The following is a 23,271-nucleotide window of genomic DNA, read 5'->3' as shown; positions in this document are numbered from 1 at the left end:
TTCGCATAAGCACTTCAAAAATTAGATTTAAAAACCTAACTTTTGGAGTGTTTTTGTTATCATTCATCATGCAATGTACAGACGCAATAAAGTTAAAAATAAATTAAATGATTGATTCAAAAGAGACAAAAATAGCAGATGAGGTGAGCGTAAGATGGGGTTGCAGTTTATTTTAGGTCGAGCTAATCGTGATAAAAGAGGTTTTATGTTAGATGAGATTGCCACTACACTGAATACGAACAAACAAGCTAAGGTATTTTATTTGGTTCCAGACCATATTAAATTCGAAGCTGAGATGACTGTACTTGAAAAAATTGGAGAACGTCCTCCTTTTAATGAAAATAAAATGATGGGTATGATGAATCTTCAAGTATTCAGTTTCAATCGTTTAGCATGGTATTGGCTTCAAGATACGGATATATTTATTAAACCACAATTAACAAGTTCTGGTTTATCTATGCTCGTACGCAAGTTATTAATCGACTATGAGCAACAATTGGTCATTTATCGTGGAGAAGTGCGGAAAACAGGTTTTGTTCAACAATTAACGGATTTATTTTTAGAACTAAGAACAGGCCGAATTAGTCAAGATGACTTAGCTGGATTGATTCACCAGTTAGGATCAAGCCCACAAGAAGTTGATTTTCAATTAAAACTAAAAGATATCTCTTTATTGTATCAAGCTTTTGATGCTTCTTTAATGGGTAAGTATGTCGAAACAGAAGATATCATGACGGCACTGATTAAAAAATTACAAGAAGTAGATCTTTCAGAGACGATTATTTATATTGAAAGTTACTTTCGGTTTACCGCTCAAGAACAAGCATTGATTCTAGCTTTAATGCACTCAGCTAAAAAAGTGACTATTTCCTTGACATTAGATAAAGGTTATCCGAGTGAAAAACCAGGGATGCATGAACTTTTCCAAGCAGCTGGCGAAACGTATTACAAATTATACCAACTGGCTCGCACTGAGCATATTCCAGTTGCGCCTGATCGATTGATTCAACAAATCGACGCTTCTTATTGTGAAGAATTAAATCAATTAGAAGATTTTTGGGTAGAGTCAACTAAATTGAGTCCCATTGATTTTAATCTAAAAAAACAACAGCTTCCAATGGATGATTGTGTTAAAATCTGGGTAGCTGAAGATAAACAAGCAGAAGTATCCCATGTTGCAAAAGAAATTAGAAAAATGATAAAAAGTGAAAAATACCGGTATAAAGATATCTTAATCTTAACTCGAAATACGCAAGATTATTTAACGATTCTAGGGCCTATTTTTGCGGAAAACGGCATTGAAACATTTATTGATAGTGCTGATTTAATGACTCAACATCCACTAGTGGAGCTAATTGATGCAATACTAACAATTAAACGGAAAAATTGGCGTTATACAGATGTCATGCGTTTACTACGCACAGAGTTGTTTATTCCAGAACTGTCTAGTGAATTGCCTGTTGACAGAAAAACTCGAATTCAATCTATCCAAAATCAAGTCAATCAGTTTCGTAATAAAATTGATTTAACTGAGAACGTTGTGCTAGCTTATGGGTACGAAGGTTACCAATGGACTATGAAAGAGCCTTGGCATTATACCAAGTTCTACTATGATGATACTGACTTTCAATCTGACTCAGACCAACGTATTGAAAACACTGCTAACCAAGTAAGATTTTTATTAAAAAATGCTCTGCTTCCTTTTTTTGCTCAGCTTGAAAAGGCTAAAACTGGAGCTGATGCTGCAAAAATACTTTATCTATTTTTAGAAAAAATAGGAGTAGATACTCAATTAACTTTTTGGCGAGACCAAGCGATTGAAAGCAACGATTTAGAAACGGCTAAAAAACATGAACAGATTTGGGCCGTTCTTTTGCAGTTATTAGATGAATATGTAGAAGTATTGGGTGAAGAAAGTTTTGAAATGGAAAGTTTCCAAGCTATTCTATCAGCTGGTTTTGAGAATGCGTCTTATAGCATTGTGCCGCCTAATATTGATCAAGTTATCTTTTCAGGTCTTGAAGGAACAAGAATTGCTACAGCAAAAATTACTTTTTTATTAGGAATGACAGATGTCCATATGCCTGCTAAATCTGAAAATAAGAGTATGTTAACAAATGAGGATCGCACCTTTTTCTCTGAATTTTTAGCTTCTGGGAAATATTTAAAACCGTCATCGGAAGATTTAATGGCTTCTGAGCCTTTTATTGCTTACAATGCCTTTTTAGATTCCTCAGAGCAACTGATTTTTTCTTATCCGCTTAACAGTGATTCCAAAGAAACAGCTAAACTATCGCCTTATCTAGAGCGGATAGGAAAGCAATTTTCTCTTCCTATTCAATTTAAAGGATCAGAAATTAGTTCAATAGAAAATCCAACACCTAAAGAAACGCTAAGTTTTATTGGAACCAAGCAAAGTACAATGAGCCAACTATTATTAGTCCTTCGCAAAGAGCAAGATAAAAAAGGAGAGTTGTCCCCATTTTGGAAAGGAGTGTATTGCTATTTCAAACGAGATAAAAATCTAGCATTACCCTTTCATCATTTGTTAACGAGCTTAGTAAAGAAAAATATTCCACATCCGTTAAAAAGTGAGATTGCCACTAGTTTGTATGGGAAAGATCTCTATTTATCGGTTTCTCGTTTAGAAACCTTTTATGCAGACCCTTACAATCATTTTTTACAATATGGGCTTAAATTAAAAGAACGAGATCGATTCGGTTTATCGCCGGCAGGAACAGGTGAATTCTTTCATGATGCGTTGGATCAACTATTCAAGTCTTTATTAACTAGAGAGTTGACGTTAGCTAATTTAGACACTGAAACGATTGAACTCATTACAGATGAGGTCTTAGCTGTTTTATTCAAAAAGCCAAAATTCTCTATTTTATCTGCTTCTAATCGAATGAAATTCATTCGCAGTCAATTAAGCCAAACCATTAAAAGAATGGTGTGGGCACTAGGCAATCAAAGCAGAAGGACAAATATGAAGACTGTTCAAACAGAAGTCTTATTTGGTCAGCTAGCTAATCAAAAAGGAATTGAAGGGCTATCTTTTCCCTTAAATAATGGTGGAACTCTTTTTATCCGCGGCAAAATTGATCGGGTTGATGCAGTAGAAGTAGAGAATCAACATTATTTAAGCGTTGTTGACTATAAATCAAGTGCACATAAGTTTAATTATTTTGAAGCGTATTATGGCTTAGCTATGCAAATGATTACGTATTTGGATACGGCTTTAAGCAACGCAACAGAATTAATTGGGCATTCAGCTAAACCTGTTGGAGCATTTTATGTGCATGTAAAGAACCCTTTTATTAAAGAAACAAAGATAACAGATGAAGAGTCGATAGCCACAGAATTTTTAAAAGAATTTAAATTAGATGGGCTTCTTCTAGAGGAAGAAGAATTATTATTAGCTTTAGATCATACAATTGAACCGACGACAGCTTCATTTGTTTATCCATTCAAACAGCTTAAAGATAAATCATTGAAATCAAGTGGATTTGTCACACTTGAAGAAATGGCGGCTTTAAGAATGCACAACCAAAAACTAATCATGGATGCCGGAAATGCCATCACAAAAGGCGTCACAACGCTCCATCCATTTTTTGAAAAAAAACAACATATCTCTACTGTTAGCGGCGAATTCAAAGCAGTCTCTCAGTTTGATTATATGCTGCCTGAAAATAACTACCGAAAAGAAGAGAAATTAAAGCGTGAGGATATTCTCAAGTTAATTTTAGCAGAAAAGGAGGAAAATGAATGAGTCAATTGCCAATTAAACCATTAAATAGCCGATTTACAGATGGCCAATGGCAGTCAATTCACAAATCTGGCCATAATATTTTGGTCTCTGCCTCAGCTGGATCGGGTAAAACAACCGTATTGGTTCAACGCGTGATTGAAAAAATAAAAGCGGGTGTTAATGTAGACGAATTGTTGATTGTCACCTACACAGAAGCGGCCGCAAGAGAAATGAAAGAACGAATTAAAACAGCTATTCAACAAGCCATTACTGGTGAAGGTCTCCCAGAACAAAAGCAACATTTAATAAAACAAATGACACTACTGCCACAAGCTTCTATTAGCACACTTCACGCCTTTTGTTTACAAGTTATCCGTCGTTATTATTATTTAATTGATCTAGACCCTGTTTTTAGATTGTTAACAGATGAAACAGAAATCGTTTTATTAAAAGAGTCCGTTTGGGAAGAGGTTAGAGAAACGTTATACGGAGATGAAACAGCTTCATTTCTCGATTTAGCCCGTGCTTATTCTAACGATCGTAGTGATACTGGATTAACCGAACTTATTTTTTCGCTATATGAATTCTCTAGAGCCAATCCTGATCCCGATTATTGGTTGGAAAATCTTTCTGGTTTATATAATGATACGTTAGATTCTTTTTCAAAAGGAATCTTATTTCAACAACTAGTAAAACCTCAACTGTCAGATAGTTTGATAAATTTTATTGAATTAGACTTAACGGCTGTTAAAATTGGCGAAGGCGAGCAAGAGTTAGTCAATCAGACTGAAATAGTTGCCAGTGAAGCAGCCCATTTTAAAGAGGTACTTGCGCTTATTCAAGCTGATCACTATCAAGACGTCTATCCTTTAGTTCAATCCTTTAAGTTCGTTAATTGGAGGGCAGTCAAAAAATCAGCCGATGATAGTGTAAAAGAAGCCGGTATCGAAATGGCGATTTTACGAAAACAAACAAAGACTCGTTATGAAAAAATGAAAGAAGAGTATTTTAATGCGCCTTTAGAAAATCAACTTGCAATCATGATAAAAACAGTGCCACTAATTGAAGAGATGGCTCGTGTTGCAAAGGTATATTCACTAGCTTATCGCGAGAGAAAAAATGAGCGAAATTTACTAGATTTCAATGACTTAGAGCACTTAACACTAGAAATTCTAGCTAAAAATGAAGCTCAAAAGTGGACACCAACAGAAGCATCTAGTCACTATCGAGAAAAATTTAAAGAAGTTATGATTGATGAGTATCAAGATATCAATAAACTACAGGAAAATATTATGCACTGGTTAACAAAAGACGAAAAAGATACGGGCAATCTTTTTATGGTAGGAGACGTCAAACAATCTATTTACTCTTTTAGATTAGCGGATCCTGGTTTGTTTTTAGAGAAATACGAAAAGTACGGTGAAAATAATGGTGGCGAACGGATTATTTTAGCTGAAAATTTCCGATCACGAGGGGAGATTTTACAATTTACTAATTTAATCTTTGAACAACTGATGGATAAGTCTGTTGGCCAAATGGATTATAATGAGCCTGCTAAATTAATTCAAGGTTTTACTGACTTTCCAGAAACAACTGAGCATGCTACAGAGATTCTGATTTATGAAAAAGGAAAAGAAACAAAAAAAGATGAGGCTGATGAAGAGTCTTTAGATTACGATATGCAAATAGAAGGCAAAACGCAAGGCGAGCTACTAATGGTGGGTCAAAAAATTCAACAACTGATTCAAGAAGGATTTCCTATTTATGATAAGAAATTAAAAAGTAACCGTCCTATTAGATACAAGGACATTGTCTTATTAACCCCTACTAAAAAAAATAATTTAGTTTTACTAGAGATATTTAACCGTCTATCGGTTCCGTTATCTGTCAATAACACACAAAATTATTTTCAAACGACTGAGATTACGATTATGATGTCTTTACTAAAAATTATTGATAATCCATATCAAGATATTCCTTTAGCTGCTGTTTTGCGTTCACCTATTGTGGGTTTAAATGAAAATGAACTAGCATCTATTCGAATTAGTCAAAAAACAGGTGATTATTACGAAGCACTTAATCGATTTTATTCTTCTTATCCAGGAGAAGATAAAGCTAGTGGATTTACGACAGCCTTATTTAATAAAATTGATGTGTTTTTATCTCGTTTAAAAAAATGGCGGGAAGAGGCGAGAAGAAATCATTTAGTCGAATTGATTTGGTCTATCTATACAGATACTCAATTCCTTGATTACGTAGGAGGGATGAGTTCAGGGCGTCAGCGCAAAGCAAATCTACATGCTTTATACGAAAGAGCGGCTAGCTATGAGAAAATGAGTTTTAAAGGACTCTTTCAATTTGTTCGCTTTATTGAAAAGATGCAAGAAAAGGATAAAGATTTAGCTGAACCTAAAGCCATTGCTGCAGATGAAGATGCGGTGCGCGTTATGACCATTCATGCTAGTAAAGGGTTAGAATTTCCGGTTGTTTTTGTGTTAGATTTAACTAAAAGGTTTAATTTACAAGACATTACAAAAAGTTATTTGTTTAATGAAGATTTTGGAATTGGGACGGAATATAGAGATCAAGAGAGCCACATCCGTTATGCTTCATTGTCTAATAGTGCATTAAAAGTGGAGAGAAAAGCTAAGTTGCTATCAGAAGAGATGAGAAAACTATATGTTGCTCTGACTCGCGCTGAAGAAAAACTCTTTTTAGTTGGTTCCTATATAGATGAAGAAGCTGCTTACAAAGAATGGGGAATCATAAGTGGGCATGAAGCAACTGTTTTGCCTAATGCCGATCGTCTGGCAGCAAATAGCTTAATGAAATGGATTGGACTTTCGTTGATGAGACATTCAGATGCAATAAATGATTTTCTTTCGATCACGGCTAATAATGTGCACATTAAAAATCATCCGGCTAAGTTTTCTATTCACTTTTATAAAGAAAGGATGATTCAAGAAGAATTAATTCAAGAAAATCTTGAAACAGACGAAAAGTGGATTGAAAAACTTGATGAATCTGTTTCAAAAAACACCTTAGTTGCTGAGGAACAACTGCTATTAGAAGAAGCGTTAGCGCTCATGGATTATACTTACCGTTATGAAAAATCAACTCACACAACTAGTTATCAATCTGTCTCAGAGATTAAGCGGTTATTTGAAGAACCAGAAGATGAGTTCATGGTCAAAATAGATGTGAACCAGCCACGCAATCAAAATCGATTTGTAGAGGACAAGTTGACACGACCTAAATTTATGGCAGAGATGACAGCTCCCACAAGTGCAGAAATAGGAACAGCAACACACTTAGTGATGCAATCTATTAATCTTTTTGAACCGGTTACTGCCATTTCAGTTAGCGAACTAATACTGAACCTAGTTGAACGTGGTATGTTGCAACCTGAAGTAGCTGTAAAAATAGAAGAGGAAAAAATCGTTCGCTTTTTTGAAAACAAATTAGGACAGTTATTATTAACTCATCCCGAACAAGTTAAAAGAGAAGCCCCTTTTTCATTACTAATAAAAGCAGATAAGATCTTTACTGATTTAGATCCTACTGCAAAAGATAATATTTTGATACACGGAATTGTAGATGGGTACTTGGAATTTGAAAAAAAGATTATTTTATTTGATTATAAAACAGACCAAATTACTCGCTACGGTTTGAAAGCTAGTAAGAAGATGCTTGCAAAATATAAAGGACAAATGAATTTATATCGAAAAGCACTTGAAATTAGTTTGAATAAACCTGTTGTAGAAGCTTATTTATGTTTATTAGCTAACAATGAATTGGTTCTAGTAAACGAATAAAAAGGAATAAAAAAATAAAAGTTTGTTTATTTCGTACAAGTATAATCTGTACGAGATAGACAATCTTTTTTATATTAAAAGAGGCCCCTTCTTCGTCTGTTATATGAGACGATAAAGGGGCCTTAAGTAAAGGTGAAAGTTTCTATTTTAAGTTGTACTCTACACCTGGCGTGTAAGTATTATTGGCATCCCATAAAAGAAACTCTTCAATTCCAGCTTCGTGTAAAGCTTTGATTTGATCAGATACTTGAGGGGCTCCATAATTGATGTAGTTACCAGCACCAAGATAAGAAGCCGTGAAGTCTTGTAGCCAAGGTCTTGATTTAGGTGGTGTTTCTAATGAACCTAGTAACTCATTTTCAACTTTCATGTATTCTTGGACTAATTTGTAAGGTTCAAGGTCGGGTTTTGCAATCCCAAAATAAGAACCCCAGTGACTAGGATAAATCATCGAAGAAATAACATCGACATTTTCAGAAATTTTACCAAAGTTTTGCCCAATTCCTGGAGCTTCTGGAACAATAGCAGCATAACCAAAGATATCTACAGATACCTCAACGCCATACGGACGCAACTCTTCGCGTGCATATTTAACAAAATCGGTTACAGCAGTAACACGCTGTTGCACTTCATCCAATTCACTGTCTTGATAATCGCCACGAGTGTAACTTAAACTATCGCTTTGCGTTTCAAAACCTTCTGGGAAACGAACATAATCAAACTGAATTTCCTTGAAGCCCATTTTCGCAGCTTGTTTAGCTACTTCAACATTGTACTCCCAAACTTCTTTTGAGAATGGATTTACAAAGGCATCGCCATTGCTGTTTTTCCAAACACTTCCATCGGGACGCTTGAAAGATAATTCTGGTTTTGCTTCTGCAAGTAAAGTATCTTTAAAAACAACTACTCGAGCAATAGGATAAATTTGATTTTTTTCTAAATTGACCATCATTGAATCTGGATCAGCAATATAGTTTTGAGTGCTTTTTTGAATTAGTTCGTTATCGGATTTTATATCTGTAGTAAGGTGGCCAATATCATCTTTTATATCAATAACCATAGCATTTAAGCCACTAGAGGTAACAAATTCAGATAATTCAGCCATTCTTTTTGGTGCACCAGCAGAATAAGCCGTTAAATAGACTCCTTTAACCCCGTTTTCAGGATAAGCAATATTAATTCCACTATCATAAGCAAATTGTGCTGGGAATTTTTTAGGGATGCTTAAAAGAGGTTGATCGTTGACTTCGATAGGTTGATTCTTGATAGGATCAGCTGCATGTGTTGCTAATGGAAAAGCAGTAAAAAGTAAAAAACTTAGCAATAAACTATTCGTTAGTTTTTTAGTAGTCATCATTGGGTAGATTCCTCTCTTTCTGGTGATGCGATTAATGCTGGATCTATCAATGTGTAGCCTTTTTCTTTCAAACCTTCTGCAATAGCAATAGCAGCTTCGCTTGTCCAGGAGCGATCGTGCATCAATAAGTTTGCACCATCACTCAAATAATCGGTGTTTAGCATGATATCCGTCAAAGCTTCAGGGTTTTGATAATCTGCTTCCCAATCGTATCCGTATGTCCAGTTCATAAACACCATTTTTTCTTCTTCGATAATTTGAGCAGATACATCTGTATTCACACCGTATGGAGCTCTAAAGAAACGAGGTTTTACTCCTGTTATTTCATAAACTAGTTCATTTGTTTTGACGATTTCTTGGCGTTGTTCTTCTGGTGTAATTTCACTTAAGTTAGCATGTGTTTGTGAGTGATTACCAATCTCAAAGCCCATATCATGGATTTCTTTTAGCTTTTGCTTGCCTTCATCCGATTCAGCATACATGCCATTAACGAAGAATACCGCAGGCGCATCAACAGATTTTAGTTTTTTAGCAATCTCAACAGCATATTTATCGGGAGCATCATCAAAAGTTAATAAAGCCACTTTTGTATTGCCTTCTTTTTTCAAGGGTTCAATAGTGAAGATAGCTGGGTTAACGCTGTATGTATACTCTACTGGTTTTAGTTTTTTCTCTTCAATTATCTTTTCAGATTCAGCAAGAGCACTATCACTTGATGCTTTTGTTGCACTCGAATCGCTTTGAGTAAGGGAAGAAGTTATTGAATTTGTTTTAGAAGCCGTTGGATTATTTGTTTGGCAAGCACTTAGTAGCAAGGCGCTGATTAAAGTTACTCCACAAAACGATAATGCATGTTTCATTTTTTATCACTCCAATTATTATTTTGTTGACTCTGATAACGAACTCAATTGTTCTTGTGCCTCTTTACGGTGGGTTCTTAACTGGTTGAATTGTTCGTTTAATTTTTTTAACTGTTCTTTATTTGTAGAATCTTGCTCATTAATAGCGGCTATTCCATCTATTAATGTTTGATAAGTTGCTTCTTTAGTTCCGAGGGATTGAAAGTATTTTTCTTCTTCTGCCAAGTTTTGTTCGTAATTTTTAGTATAGTCATCAAGAGAGGTGCTTATTTCTTTCATACTAGTTGTTAAGGAATCTATTTCTTTTTCAGGTAATTTTGTTCCATCATTTTCAACTAAACTTTTTTGTTTTAAATCTAGTTCATTAACAGATACTTTAATAGCTTTGAGTGAATTTTTGCGCTCATCAATATTTTTGAAAAGAGTCGAATTTTTATCAGTAAAGGGTTTTTCTTCTTTATTCTTAGACAAAGCGAATTCAACGGTTTCTTGCAACCCTTTTTCTTGTTTAGTAACCGTGTTTAGTTCCGTTATAAGTGCTTGTTCAATGGGCTCAATTTCTTTGGTACTCCTTGTAGCATCTGCAATCCCGTCAGTTGTGCAGCCGGATAAAAAGAAAGCGGCAATCATAGCATAAGCTGCTGTAGTACGTTTCTTCATCAGTCTATCTCCTTTTTCTTTCAATTTAAATGAGTGAAAATTAAGCCGCTGTTTCTTTAACAGCAACTCAAATCAGTATACCAAAAGTTAGTATTATTCCCAAATAATACCTTTATTTTTCATCATAATTTCATAATTTTTTAAAAAAAGGACAAAAAAATAATCCTCATCCATCATTTAATGGAGGGGATTTAAAAAAGGTAGACGGTAACTCTTATGGACGAATTACAAAGTCTACCTATGCAATAGAATACAAATCTTTTTTAGCATCTTCTTTGTTAGTAAAGATGAAGAAGTCTTCTTGGTGGTAGCCAATTTCTAAATCGTTGTGATACGAAACAGAAGTGGTGTCAATAATAATGTAACGCATGGTTACGCGGTTTTCGCTATCTTCTAAATCAAGCGCTAGTTGGTAATCCTCATTTTTAAACAACATTTCTTTAATTAGCCAAACTTTTTCAATCATTGGTTTTTTCATTTTTTAATCATCTCCTTTCCTTATCCAAAGACTATTATACACCTTCCTTTAGATAAATACCAACTATTAATGCTTAAAAGCTAGAAAAAATAAGAAAAAACTATCCCTAATGGATGATATCATGTAAAATGAAAAGAAAGTCCCTATCCATCTATTCTATCGTGATAAAGTGAGGTTTATAAATGTTTTTATATTATATTTTGGCTCTTTTGATTATTGGAATTGATCAATTTACTAAGTACTTGACCGTTGCAAACATAGATTTATACGAAGTGGTAGAAGTTTTTCCATCTCTTTTGTCATGGATGTATATACAAAATACTGGTGCAGCATGGAGTATCTTAGAAGGACAAATGTGGTTTTTTTATATTGTTACAGCCATCGTGGTGGTTATTGTGGTTTATTATTTACAGAAATATGGCCGCCAAAGCCGTCTCTTATCACTAGCTTTATCTCTCGTTTTAGCAGGTGCGATAGGAAACGTCATCGATCGCATTCGACTAGGTTATGTAGTAGATATGATTCGTTTGGAATTTATCGATTTCCCCATATTCAACGTTGCTGACATGGCTTTATCTGTTGGAGTTGGATTAATGATTTTGTACGTATTTTTAGATGAACAAGATAAAAAAAGACAAGCAAATTAGTAGTTTATAATGAAAAAGGAGTTTTTACATGTCTCAAACTTATCAATTTAAAATAGAAAACGAAAGCGGCCGCTTAGATAAAGTGGTTGTTGAATTGCTTCCTACGTTTACTCGCTCTCATGTTCAACAATGGATTAAAGAAGGCGATGTGACCGTTAATAACAATAGCGCAAAGTCTAATTATAAAGTTCAAACAGGTGATATTATTGATATTACTGAGCCAGAATTAATTCCTCTTGATGTTGAAGCTGAGGATATTCCCATTGCAATCGTCTTTGAAGATGAAGATATGCTGGTTATCAATAAACCACAAGGAATGGTTGTTCACCCTTCAGCAGGACACCCATCAGGAACCTTGGTGAATGCGTTAATGTTTCATGTAAAAGACTTATCAGGAATAAATGGAACCATTCGACCTGGTATTGTACACCGTATTGATAAAGACACGAGTGGCTTGTTGATGGTAGCTAAAAATGACTTAGCACATGAAAATCTTGCCGCACAGTTAAAAGATCATTCTTCTTTAAGAGAATACTACGCATTGGTTCACGGCGTTATTCCTCACGATAAAGGAACGATTGACGCACCCGTTGGACGCTCTAAGAATGATCGTAAAAAACAAGATATCATTGATGATGGTCGTGCTGCGATTACACACTTCCAAGTTCTAGAACGATTTAAAGACTTCACCTTAGTTTCTCTTAAATTAGAAACAGGCAGAACACATCAAATTAGAGTTCATATGAAATATATTGGCTATCCTTTAGCTGGCGACCCTATCTATGGGCCAAGAAAAACATTGCCTGGTAAAGGACAGTATCTTCACGCACGTGTTTTAGGATTCAATCATCCCAAAACAAACGAATTCTTAACTTTTGAAGCGCCACTGCCTAAATTGTTTGAAGATACTCTTACTGAATTAAGAGAAACACGTTGACATTTTATAATCAACAAGGTAGAGTCTTAAATAGAAGCAAGTGAAAGAAATCCTTTAACTCCAGTCCTGTGAGACTAAGAAGGAGCATACACGTAAGCATCACTTGTTGACGTTATCTATTTAGGTAATATCAACAAGTAATGTTGGATGCCCTCTTACCTAATAGGTGAGAGGGCATTTTTCAAATATATTTGGTTAAGTAAAGAGGCAACTACCAAAGAGTACTCAAAGGAGCGATAAAATGTCAATTAAATCTGAAGTAGAAGTAGTCGACGCGGCAGCGATGAAACGTGCACTAACACGTATCACATATGAAATTATTGAACAAAATAAAGGATTAGAAGACTTAGTCCTTGTTGGGATAAAGACAAGAGGAATTTACCTTGCACAGCGCATTGCTAATCGAATGAAAGAACTTGAAGGAGTATCCATCCCAGTAGGAGAATTGGATATCTCTTTATACCGTGACGATGTCCATACGAGTACTGATTCAGAGCCTGAAATGAAAGGGTCGAGTATTCCTGTTAGCATTGAAGGCAAACAAGTCATTTTAATTGATGACGTCTTGTTTACCGGGCGGACGATTCGTGCAGCACTAGATGCTTTAATGGATATTGGAAGACCCATAAAAATCTCTCTAGCTGTTTTAGTAGATAGAGGCCACAGAGAATTGCCGATTCGTGCCGATTTTGTTGGGAAAAACATTCCCACTTCAATAGAAGAGCAAATAAAAGTTGCTGTTCAAGAAATTGACGGAGAAGATCATGTTTTAATTCAAAAATTAAATAAATAAAAGTGAAACTTTAATGGAGTCCCGAGAGACACAAAAGGTCACTATCCTATTTTACTACGGCAATTTAATCAATGGTTAGTAGTAAATGATAGAACCCAACAGTCTAAGCGATACTGTTGGGTTTTTATTTAGAGAAAAAGCGATTAGAAAAAACAATAGAAGTAAACAAGTTAAGGAATATTATTTTAGTAGAACTAATAGTAAAAAATAAAAAAAGAAATGAGTGTGCGATAAATATGGCAATCTGGATAAAAAACGCTGTTACATTAAGTCAAAAAGGACAATTTGTACCAACCCAAATGATACTAGATAAAGGTGTTATTCAATCTATTGCATTTGGGCAAGCGTTATTTGCAAGCGAAGAAGAGACTTCTGTTGATACAATCGATGCAAAAGGCGCTTTAATGACTCCTGGATTAATTGATGTTCACGTTCATTTAAGAGAACCTGGGTACACAGATAAAGAAACGATTAAAACAGGTACGATGGCTGCAGCAAGAGGAGGGTTCACGACGATTTGTGCAATGCCTAATGTGAATCCGGAACCGGATACAGTCGAAAAAATGAAGGCAATTCAAGAAAAGATTAGAACAGATGCACAAATCAACGTATTACAATATGCCCCGATAACGACAGGACTAAAAAGTGATGATCTAACCGACCAACAATCTTTACTAGATGCGGGAGCATTTGCTTTCACAAATGATGGGGTAGGAGTACAAACGGCTGGAACAATGTATAAAGCAATGCTAGAAGCTGCAAGAAATAAAACAACCATTGTTGCTCATACAGAAGATGACTCGTTGTTACTTGGCGGAGTGATGCATGAAGGAACTCGTAATAAAGAATTAGGCTTACCTGGCATCTTAAGCATTACAGAAGCTAGCCAAATCGCCAGAGATGTCTTAATTAGTGAAGCGACGGGTGCCCATTACCACGTTTGCCACGTTTCAACAAAAGAAAGTGTGCGAGTCATAAGAGATGCCAAGCGCGCTCAAATAAAGGTAACGGCTGAAGTTACACCACATCATTTGTTGCTGTCGGAAGAAGACATTCCCTCAGATACAAGTATCTATAAGATGAATCCACCTTTGAGAAGTAAAAAAGATCAAGAAGCTCTGATTTTAGGTTTATTAGATGGTACAATTGACTTAATAGCGACTGACCATGCTCCACATACAAAGGAAGAAAAAAAAGGCGGAATGAAAAACTCTCCGTTTGGTATCACAGGAAGTGAAACAGCTTTTTCTTTGCTTTATACTTATTTAGTAGAGCCAGGTATAGTCACATTAGCACAATTAGTCGACTGGTTAACGATTAAACCGGCAACAGTTTTTGGATTAAATACTGGCGTTCTTGAAGCCGGCTATCCAGCAGATATTACTTTATTTGATTTAAAAACAGAAAACAGTCTTTTAGCAAAAGATTTTCTATCCAAAGCTACCAACACGCCATTTATCGGATGGAAAGTGAAAGGCACAACAGTGATGACCATTGTTGGTGGAAAAGTTGTTTATAAAAGGGAGAGCTAAGTATGGATCGAATACTATTGTTAGAAGATGGGTCAATGTTTAAAGGAAAAGGATTCGGTTCTTTAATTGATACTATTGGAGAGGTGGTGTTTACAACAGGGGTAACAGGATACCAAGAAATTATTACAGATCAATCTTATAACGGGCAAATGATTGTTTTCAATTATCCTTCTATTGGAAATACAGGAATCAATCGAAACGACTATGAATCGATTGAACCAACATGTAAAGCTGTTATTGTTAAGGAATTTGCGCGTGTTCCTTCTAACTGGCATAGTCAGATGAATTTAGATGAGTTTTTAAAAAATAAAAAGATTCCAGGAATTACAGGGGTAGATACTCGCAAATTGATGCATCTTCTTCAAAAAAAAGGTGTTATGCGTGGTACCATCGTTGATGCGCAAGATGATTTTAAGCATGCTTTTGATCAATTAAAAGCAACAGTTTTACCGATTCAACAGGTCGAACAAGTATCGACTTCAAGAGCATACGTTAGCCCAGGAAATGGGCGCAATATAAGTGTGATTGATTTTGGCTTAAAACACAGTTTATTGAAGGAATTAAATAAAAGAAATTGCCAAGTCACCGTCTTACCGTATGATACATCGGCTGAGTCTATTTTAAACTTAGAACCTGATGGGGTTTTATTAACAAATGGACCTGGCAATCCTAATGATTTACCAGCGGTTTTAACGATGATTCAAACGATTCAAAGTAAGGTACCGTTATTTGCAACAGGGTTAGGACACCAGTTGTTGGCTTTAGCTAATGGGTGTACGGTTGTAAAAATGAAAGTAGGGCATAGAGGTCTAAACCATCCAGTAAAAGATTTAGCTTCAGGAGATTTTTACCTTACAGCACAAAACCATGGTTTCTTAGTTGATTATGATTCTATTGACCAAACAGTATTAGCGGTTAGTCATATTGAATTAAACGATGGATCAATTGAAGGGATAAAACACCGCCATTTGCCCTCGTTTAGTGTTCAATTTAATCCAGACGCTGGACCTGGACCACATGATGCCACGCATGTATTTGATCAATTTATGGTAGTAGTCGATGATTGGAAGGAGAAAAAGGGCGTATGACAAAACGAGCAGACTTAAAAAAAATAGTCATTATAGGCTCTGGTCCAACGATTATTGGGCAATCTTCAGAGTTTGATTACGCAGGGACCCAAGCTTGTTTATCGCTTAAAGAAGAAGGATATGAAGTGATTTTAATTAATTCAAATCCTGCTTCCATTATGACTGATAAAGGAATGGCTGATCGCGTTTATATCGAACCTCTGACAGTAGAGTTTATTTCTAAAATACTGCGAAAAGAGCGTCCAGATGCGTTGATTCCAACTCTAGGTGGTCGGACATCTTTAAATGCAACAATGGAATTAGCAGATTCTGGGCTATTAAATGAGCTAGGTATTGAATTGTTAGGAGCAACCCTTGAAGCAATAAAAACGACAGAATACCCAGATTTATTCAAAGAATTAATGAACAAATTAAAGGAGCCAACATTAGAAAGCAGAGTGGTTCAGACGATTAAAGAAGCTGTACTTTTCTCTGAACAGGTGCCTTTTCCGCTAATTGTGATGTCTATGAGCAACAAGGTAGGATCCGTTAAAGTAAATTGCACTAATTTAGAAGAATTAGAGAGCGCATTAATTAAAAGCTTGGTACGTTCTCCTATTAATAAATGTCTGGTTGAAAGACAAGTATCTGGCTATAAAGAAATAGAATACGAAGTCATTCGTGATCAAAAAAATCAAGCAATGGTTAGTTGCCAATTAGAACATTTTGATCCTGTTGGCATACATACAGGAGACTCCATCGTATTTGTTCCAAGTCAAACGTTAACGGATAAACAACATCAAATGCTTCGTGATGCTTCTTTAAATATTATCCGTGCTTTAGACATTAAAGGAAGCTGTACCATTCGTTTCGCTCTTGAACCATTCTCTTCAAATTACTTTATTCTAGGAGTAAATCTGTGCGTTAATCGTTCGACTGCATTAGCTAGTAAAGCGACCGGCTATCCGATCGCAAGAACGGCAGCAAAGTTAGCTGTTGGATTCATAATAGATGAAATAAAAAATCCGGAAACAGACGAGTTTATTTTTGAATTTGAACCAGTAATGGGTTATATTGTTTCAAAAATTCCACGTTGGCCATTTGATACATTTGAAAAAGGCGACCGGAAACTTGGACTACAAATGAAATCAACTGGAGAGACAATGGCATTTGGACGAACGGTAGAAGAATCCTTATTGAAAGCTGTTCGTTCTTTAGAGATAGGGGCTTCTCATATATTTTTAGCAGAATTAGCTTCTGCTTCAGATGGAGAAGTACTTCAAAAAGTCATTCATGCGCAAGACAATCGGCTGTTTTATTTAGCTGAAATTATCCGTAGAGAGTACCCAATTGTAACATTGGCTGAAAAAACAGCGATTGATTTGTTTTTCTTAGATAAATTAGCTCATATTATCGAAATTGAAAAAGAGCTGAGTAGTCATTTATTTGATCAAGAGACCTTACTCTATGCTAAATCTTTTGGGTTCTCAGATGATTTTATTGCGTTACTTTGGCAAACAACTGAATCAATAGTCAGAGACTTTCGCTATGATCATACGATTATACCTGTTTATAAGCAATTAGGTCCATACTCTTTAGAGTGTAAAACAAAGGCTGCTGGTTTTTATAGTACGTACGAAGAAGAAAATGAAAGCATGCCAACTGCTAAGAAATCTATTTTAGTTTTAGGTTCTGGACCGGCACGGATTGGCCAAGGGATGGAATTTGATCATGCGATTTTTCATGCGATTAAAGCGATTCAAAAAGCGGGTTATGAGGCGATTATTTTAAATAATAATCCTGAAACGGTTTCAACTGACTTTTTAATATCAGATAAATTGTATTTTGAACCCTTAACACTAGAAGATATCATGCACGTGATCCGTTTGGAAAAACCTATTGGTGTGATTTTTCAGTTTGGTGGACGAACAGCTGCTAATTTGGCGAAATCATTGCAGCAATTAGGTGTTTCAATACTAGGTAATGTTGTTTTAGATAGTCTCAATAGTCAAAATCCGATAGCTTTTGAAGAAGCACTCACTCATTCAGGAATTCCGATAGCAATAAGCGCTAGTGTAACAAATAAAAAAGAGGCTCTTTTTAGTGCGAAACAAATTGGTTACCCGATACTGATTCAATCAGTCGCAAGGTTCAACGAAAAAAAGGTAGAAATTATCGATAATCAACTAGAATTAGAAAAATTTATGAATAGGTCGCTTAATCATTCGGCTTTCTTTATTACCCAATATCTAAATGGAATAGAAGTAGAAGTAAGTGCAGTAAGCGATGGCGGGGCTATTTTAATTCCAGGTATTGTCGAATACATTGAGCGGTCTCGTATCCATTCAGGGGATTCAATGGCTGTCTATCCTCCTCAATCGTTAAAGCTAGAAATAAAACAACTGATTATTCAATATACAAAACAATTAGCTAAACATTTAGGGTGTATTGGGTTAATGACGAGCCAATTTGTTGTCTTTGAAAATCAAGTCTATCTTAGCAGAGTTCATTTTCATGCTAGTCGAACGGCGCCTTTTCTAAGCAAAGTAACCGGCATACCGATAGCAGAACTAGCCACTAATGCTATTTTAGGTCAGTCATTAAAAAGCCAAGGTTATCAAGAAGGACTAGCAACAGAGTCTAGTGATGTTCATGTGAAAACACCTGTCTTTTCTTTTGCTCAGTTACAAAAGGTGGATGCTCTATTGGGTCCGATAATGAAATCAACCGGTGAAGTGATGGGAAGTGATCGGACACTCGAAAAAGCTCTTTATAAAGCTTTTGAAGCGAGCTCATTACATTTAGCCGATTATGGAACAGTTTTATTAACGCTCACAGATAAAGATAAAGAAGAATCTTACGCTATTGCAGAGCGATTTCATCAAATAGGCTATCAAATTATTGCAACAAGCGGAACAGAGAAGTTTTTAAAAAATAAAAATATACTTGTCCAATCGATAGCAAAGTTGGATGAAATGAAAGAAGAAAATATTTTGGATGTCATTGCTAGAGGAAAAGTTCAACTCGTTATTAATACAATCGGTCGGACTAAAAAAGATGTAAAAGATGGCGAATTGATTCGAAAAAGTACTATCGAATACGGAATTCCCTTATTAACCTCATTAGATACAGCCGCAGCCATCTTAAGTGTACTAGAGGCTAGAACTTTTACAACCCAACCCTTATAGAGGCTAGTTTTCTTATTAGTGTACCAAAAAAACAGGAGAATTTTAAAAATAGAACAACTTATTAGGGGGAAAATAAATGAATCAGTTAAGTGTTAATTTACCGGGACTTCATCTTAAAAATCCAATCATGCCTTCTAGTGGAACATTTGGCTTTGGTGAAAGGCACATGGGTAAGTTTGACTACAATATTCTAGGAGCTATTATCATTAAATCAACCACAAGTCAGGCTCGAACGGGCAATCCAGAGCCTACTTACCATCAGTTAGACACAGGTATTTTAAATGCAATAGGTTTAAAAAATCCAGGTGTTGATGTGATTGTGAATGAAAAATTACCTGCTTTGAAAGATTTTGATACGCCCGTTATTGCTAGTGTAGCAGGAAATACAACGGCTGAATTTGTTGAGGTAACAAAAAAATTATGTCAGTCCCCTTATGTAAAAGCTCTTGAATTGAATGTCTCTTGCCCGAACGTTGCAGAAGGTGGGTTAACGTTTGGTTCAAATCCTGAATCTGTCCGTTCAATGACTGAAGCTGTTAAAAAAGTAGCTACTGTGCCAGTTTATGTAAAATTGACACCCAACGTGACAGACATTGTTGCTATTGCTCAAGCAGCTGAACAAGGTGGTGCAGATGGCATTAGTATGATCAATACGTTTTCTAGCATGGCCATTGATTTAGAGACACGAAAACCAATTCTTTCAAATAAAACTGGTGGACTATCCGGACCAGGCATTAAACCGATAGCAATAAGAATGATTTATCAGGTTTCTAGAGCTGTTTCGATACCGATAATCGGAATGGGAGGTGTTTCGACTGTTGATGATGTGTTAGAAATGATTATAGCAGGAGCTAGTGCCGTTGCTATTGGGACAGCTCAATACAATAATCCTTTAGTATGTAAAGAACTAATTGAAGGATTGCCTATCAGAATGAAAGAATTAGGAATAGAAAGTATTGAAGGATTAATAAAAGAAGTGAAAGAAGGCAGATTAAATGAAAACTAAACCAATTGTTGCATTGGATTTTTCTACAAGTTCAGAAATCAAACAATTTTTAAATGAATTTAAAGATGAATCGCTATTTGTGAAAATTGGGATGGAATTGTATTACCAAAATGGTCCAGAAATCGTTCGATACATTAAAAGCCTAGGGCATGAAATTTTTTTAGACTTAAAATTACATGATATTCCAAATACTGTTAAACGTTCCATGCAAGGTTTAGCAGCCTTAGATATTGATATGATAAATGTCCATGCTGCTGGTGGAAAAGAAATGATGCAAGCTGCGATGGAAGGAATTATTGCTGGAACACCGGCTGGAAAAGAACGGCCTAAATTAATAGCAGTAACTCAGTTGACGTCGACTACTCAAGAAGCGATGCAAACAGAGCAATTGATCACCGTTCCTTTGTTAAAGAGTGTCGTCCATTATGCAAAATTGACGCAGGCTGCTGGTTTAGATGGTGTAGTTTGTTCTGCATTAGAAGCTCGTTTAATTAAAGAACAAACCTTTGCTAATTTTTTATGTGTTACACCAGGAATAAGATTAGAGACTGACGAACATGGGGACCAAAAAAGAATGTCCACACCAGATTTTGCTAGAAAAAACAGAGCAAGTTTTATTGTTGTTGGACGCCCAATTACACTAGCAAAAAATCCAGTAGCAGCGTATCATTCAATCAAAAATCAATGGAATGGAGTCGAAAATTAAATGACTACCAAGCAATCTATCGCAAAACACTTACTAGATATTGAGGCGGTTAGCTTAAGTCCTTCTAAACCATTTACTTGGGCAAGTGGTCTAAAAAGCCCTATTTATTGTGATAACAGAATTACAATGAGCTACCCAATTGTACGAAAAGAAATTGCGAAAAGTATGGCTGAGCTAATTAAAACGGACTACCCTGATGCAGAAGTTATAGCGGGAACTGCTACAGCGGGCATACCTCATGCGGCATGGGCTGCCGATATATTAGATCTTCCGATGATTTATATTCGAGGAAAAGCTAAAGAACATGGCAAAGGAAATCAAATTGAAGGCAGACTTTTACCGGGGCAAAAAGTAGTCGTTATTGAAGATTTAATTTCTACAGGAGTAAGTGTCTTAGAAGCAGCAAGTGCGCTTATAAGTAGTGGGGCGATTGTCCTAGGAGTAGCAGCTATTTTCACTTATGAATTACCAAAAGGAATCGAGAACTTTAAAAAGAATCAAGTGTCTATGAGGACATTAACAGATTATACGACATTGACCGAGCTTGCGTTAGAAACTAGCGCTATTTCAAATGAGGAAATGACACTTTTGAAAAAATGGAAACAAGATCCTATTCACTGGAATGATTAATTAGATTAAAAACACTTGCTAAAGCCTATTAAGTAGACTTTAGCAAGTGTTTTAAGTTGATTTAAAGGCGTTAAATAAGAAAAGATGACTTGTGAGATAGTAGTATATAGCATACAGCCCTTATTCTTTTAAATTTTTGACTAACTCTTTATCTGGTGTCACAAAAACCGTTTGTTGGCCTTCATAAATGACAAATCCTGGTTTTGCACCATTGGGTTTTTTAATTTTTTTGACTTCTACAACATCAACGGGAACAGAAGCTGAAAGTTGAGATTTAGAAAAATAAGCTGCAATATTTGCTGCTTCACTAATTGTTTGTTCGGAAGGATTATTGTTTTGGATAATAACATGAGAACCTGGAATGTTTTTTGTATGAAGCCAAATATCCGACTTTCTAGCGGTTTTCATTGTCAATAAATCATTTTGTAAATTATTTTTCCCTACTAAAATGGTATCGCCATCACTAGAAATATATTTATCAGGACTGCTAGCTTTTTGCTTCTTTTGCTTTTTCTGATTCTTTTTATATTTCTTTCTCAAATAACCCTGTTGAACTAATTCTTCCTTAATTTCAGCAACGTCTTTTGGTGTAGCTAATTCTAATTGTGTAGAAACGGAATCTAAATAATCAATTTCTTCTTTTGTTAATCGAATCTGTTCTGTTACAAAAATAATAGCATTTTTTAACTTTTGGTATTTTGAAAAATACTTTTGAGCATTTTGAGAAGGAGTACTTCTTGGATTCAAGTTAATCTTTAAAGGTTGATCATCATCATAAAAATTTGGTAAAGTGACTTCTTTTTGACCTTTGTATAGTTCATGTAGATAAGCTGTTAGTATTTCTCCACGAAGCCGATAATCATTAGCTAATTCTGTTTCTTGCATTGTTTTTTCAAGTTTTTTCATTTTTTTTACATTACGTTGCAATTCTACTTGAACAATGTGAATCAAATCAGAAGCCTGTTGTTGTACACGATCTTTTTCAGCTTTGACTTGATAATACTGATCTAATAAAATACTTAAAGTAGGATATGTTTCGGGTTCACCATCTAAACTAAGATAGGGAACAGGTGTGAAAAATAGCTTTTTATTAAGAGTCATTAAAGTAGGCTCAAGCTTTCTTTGTCGTATGACTTCAACGAAGGATTCGATTGTTGGTTTGACTTTATCTAACTGACCTTCACTGCGATAAGCTAATTCCTTAGCTGTTTCAGAACCAATACCTTGGTATTGTGTTTGAATAAGTTGTTGCAAGGATAAGTCATCTTGATTTTCACTACTATGCATAGCTTTTATCGTACTAACATCAAAAGGATTTAATTTTTCTTGATAAGGTGGGTTAACGTAAGTTGAACCAGGCATCATTGTTCGGAAAGTATTTTGACTTACTGGAACATGCTTAATGGTATCAATGATTCGATTGGTATCTTGCTCGACTAAAAAGAGGTTACTGTGTCGGCCCATTAATTCCACAATCAACATCACATTTTGGATATCACCTAACTCATCACGACTTTTGAACGTAAAATGAATCATCCGATCATTGCCAACTTGTTGGATATCTTCCAAAACGGCTCCTTCTAAATGCTTGCGCATAACCATACAGAAATTAGGAGGAGAACTAGGGTTTTCATATGGAATTTCTGTTAATTGAATTCGTGCGTAGCTTGGATGAGCAGATAATAATAATTTATGATTTTTACCATTTGCTCGCATGACAAGAATGATTTCATTCTTGTAAGGTTGTTGTACTTTTGATACGCGGCCATTTTTAAGGCCCATTCTTAATTCATCTACCATTGCATGAGTGAATACTCCATCAAATGACATGTTATTTGCCCTTCTTT

The 23,271-nt window shown here is 35.5% G+C and carries 16 protein-coding genes; 11 read left to right on the top strand and 5 right to left on the bottom strand.

From position 1 onward, the window contains the following. Positions 1–154: 154 nt before the first annotated feature. Both B9Y54_RS09185 and addA read left to right on the top strand, forming a co-directional pair. Positions 155–3,769 (top strand): PD-(D/E)XK nuclease family protein, encoded by a 3,615-nt coding sequence (locus B9Y54_RS09185; RefSeq protein WP_085559974.1) that lies wholly within the window; start codon positions 155–157, stop codon positions 3,767–3,769. Next, positions 3,766–7,563 carry a helicase-exonuclease AddAB subunit AddA gene (gene addA, locus B9Y54_RS09180; protein WP_085559973.1) on the top strand — a complete coding sequence of 1,266 codons (3,798 nt, stop codon included), beginning with the start codon at positions 3,766–3,768 and terminating at the stop codon, positions 7,561–7,563. The genes B9Y54_RS09185 and addA overlap by 4 nt, the downstream gene beginning before the upstream one ends. 142 nt (positions 7,564–7,705) lie before the next feature. On the opposite strand, the gene B9Y54_RS09175 is transcribed toward addA, so the two are convergent. From B9Y54_RS09175 to B9Y54_RS09160, 4 genes are all read right to left on the bottom strand, one after another. After that, positions 7,706–8,920, bottom strand: a complete 1,215-nt coding sequence (locus B9Y54_RS09175; protein WP_234987889.1) for a putative glycoside hydrolase — start codon at positions 8,918–8,920, stop codon at positions 7,706–7,708. Then, on the bottom strand, positions 8,917–9,780 hold the full coding sequence (locus tag B9Y54_RS09170) for a polysaccharide deacetylase family protein (RefSeq protein WP_085559972.1): 864 nt from the start codon (positions 9,778–9,780) through the stop codon (positions 8,917–8,919). Before B9Y54_RS09170 ends, B9Y54_RS09175 begins: the two co-directional genes overlap by 4 nt. A gap of 18 nt (positions 9,781–9,798) precedes the next feature. Continuing rightward, the gene (locus B9Y54_RS09165) at positions 9,799–10,440 is read right to left on the bottom strand and encodes a YkyA family protein (protein WP_085559971.1); all 642 of its coding nucleotides are present in this window, start codon (positions 10,438–10,440) and stop codon (positions 9,799–9,801) included. A gap of 238 nt (positions 10,441–10,678) precedes the next feature. Continuing rightward, the gene (locus B9Y54_RS09160; protein ID WP_085559970.1) at positions 10,679–10,918 is read right to left on the bottom strand and encodes a hypothetical protein; all 240 of its coding nucleotides are present in this window, start codon (positions 10,916–10,918) and stop codon (positions 10,679–10,681) included. 182 nt (positions 10,919–11,100) lie between these two features. On the opposite strand from B9Y54_RS09160, the gene lspA reads away from it, so the two are divergent. From lspA to pyrE, 9 genes are all read left to right on the top strand, one after another. Further along, positions 11,101–11,565, top strand: coding sequence for a signal peptidase II (gene lspA, locus B9Y54_RS09155; protein ID WP_085559969.1), 465 nt, complete (start codon positions 11,101–11,103; stop codon positions 11,563–11,565). Between the two features lie 28 nt (positions 11,566–11,593). Continuing rightward, positions 11,594–12,502 carry an RluA family pseudouridine synthase gene (locus B9Y54_RS09150; protein WP_085559968.1) on the top strand — a complete coding sequence of 303 codons (909 nt, stop codon included), beginning with the start codon at positions 11,594–11,596 and terminating at the stop codon, positions 12,500–12,502. Positions 12,503–12,743: 241 nt separating this feature from the next. After that, positions 12,744–13,295, top strand: a complete 552-nt coding sequence (gene pyrR, locus B9Y54_RS09145; RefSeq protein ID WP_085559967.1) for a bifunctional pyr operon transcriptional regulator/uracil phosphoribosyltransferase PyrR — start codon at positions 12,744–12,746, stop codon at positions 13,293–13,295. A 236-nt stretch (positions 13,296–13,531) separates the two neighbouring features. Then, positions 13,532–14,827, top strand: coding sequence for a dihydroorotase (locus B9Y54_RS09140; protein WP_085560556.1), 1,296 nt, complete (start codon positions 13,532–13,534; stop codon positions 14,825–14,827). Between the two features lie 2 nt (positions 14,828–14,829). Continuing rightward, entirely contained in the window at positions 14,830–15,915 is a 1,086-nt protein-coding gene (locus tag B9Y54_RS09135) for a carbamoyl phosphate synthase small subunit (RefSeq protein WP_085559966.1), read from the top strand. After that, on the top strand, positions 15,912–19,082 hold the full coding sequence (locus tag B9Y54_RS09130; RefSeq protein ID WP_085559965.1) for a carbamoyl phosphate synthase large subunit: 3,171 nt from the start codon (positions 15,912–15,914) through the stop codon (positions 19,080–19,082). The genes B9Y54_RS09135 and B9Y54_RS09130 overlap by 4 nt, the downstream gene beginning before the upstream one ends. 76 nt (positions 19,083–19,158) lie before the next feature. Further along, a complete protein-coding gene (locus B9Y54_RS09125) occupies positions 19,159–20,088 on the top strand; it encodes a dihydroorotate dehydrogenase (RefSeq protein ID WP_085559964.1) in 930 nt (309 codons plus the stop codon). Then, positions 20,078–20,794: an orotidine-5'-phosphate decarboxylase gene (gene pyrF / locus B9Y54_RS12850; protein ID WP_085559963.1), complete on the top strand. Its 717-nt coding sequence runs from the start codon at positions 20,078–20,080 to the stop codon at positions 20,792–20,794. The genes B9Y54_RS09125 and pyrF overlap by 11 nt, the downstream gene beginning before the upstream one ends. Next, on the top strand, positions 20,795–21,424 hold the full coding sequence (gene pyrE, locus B9Y54_RS12845; RefSeq protein ID WP_085559962.1) for an orotate phosphoribosyltransferase: 630 nt from the start codon (positions 20,795–20,797) through the stop codon (positions 21,422–21,424). A gap of 120 nt (positions 21,425–21,544) precedes the next feature. Here pyrE and B9Y54_RS09110 read toward each other — a convergent pair whose 3' ends face one another. Further along, the gene (locus tag B9Y54_RS09110; protein ID WP_085559961.1) at positions 21,545–23,254 is read right to left on the bottom strand and encodes an NFACT RNA binding domain-containing protein; all 1,710 of its coding nucleotides are present in this window, start codon (positions 23,252–23,254) and stop codon (positions 21,545–21,547) included. Positions 23,255–23,271 lie beyond the last annotated feature (17 nt).

The sequence above is a fragment of the Carnobacterium iners genome, from assembly GCF_900177385.1.
Taxonomy (GTDB): domain Bacteria; phylum Bacillota; class Bacilli; order Lactobacillales; family Carnobacteriaceae; genus Carnobacterium_A; species Carnobacterium_A iners.
Note: the sequence above shows the minus strand (reverse complement) of the source record. Positions and strands in the feature narration are given on the sequence as shown.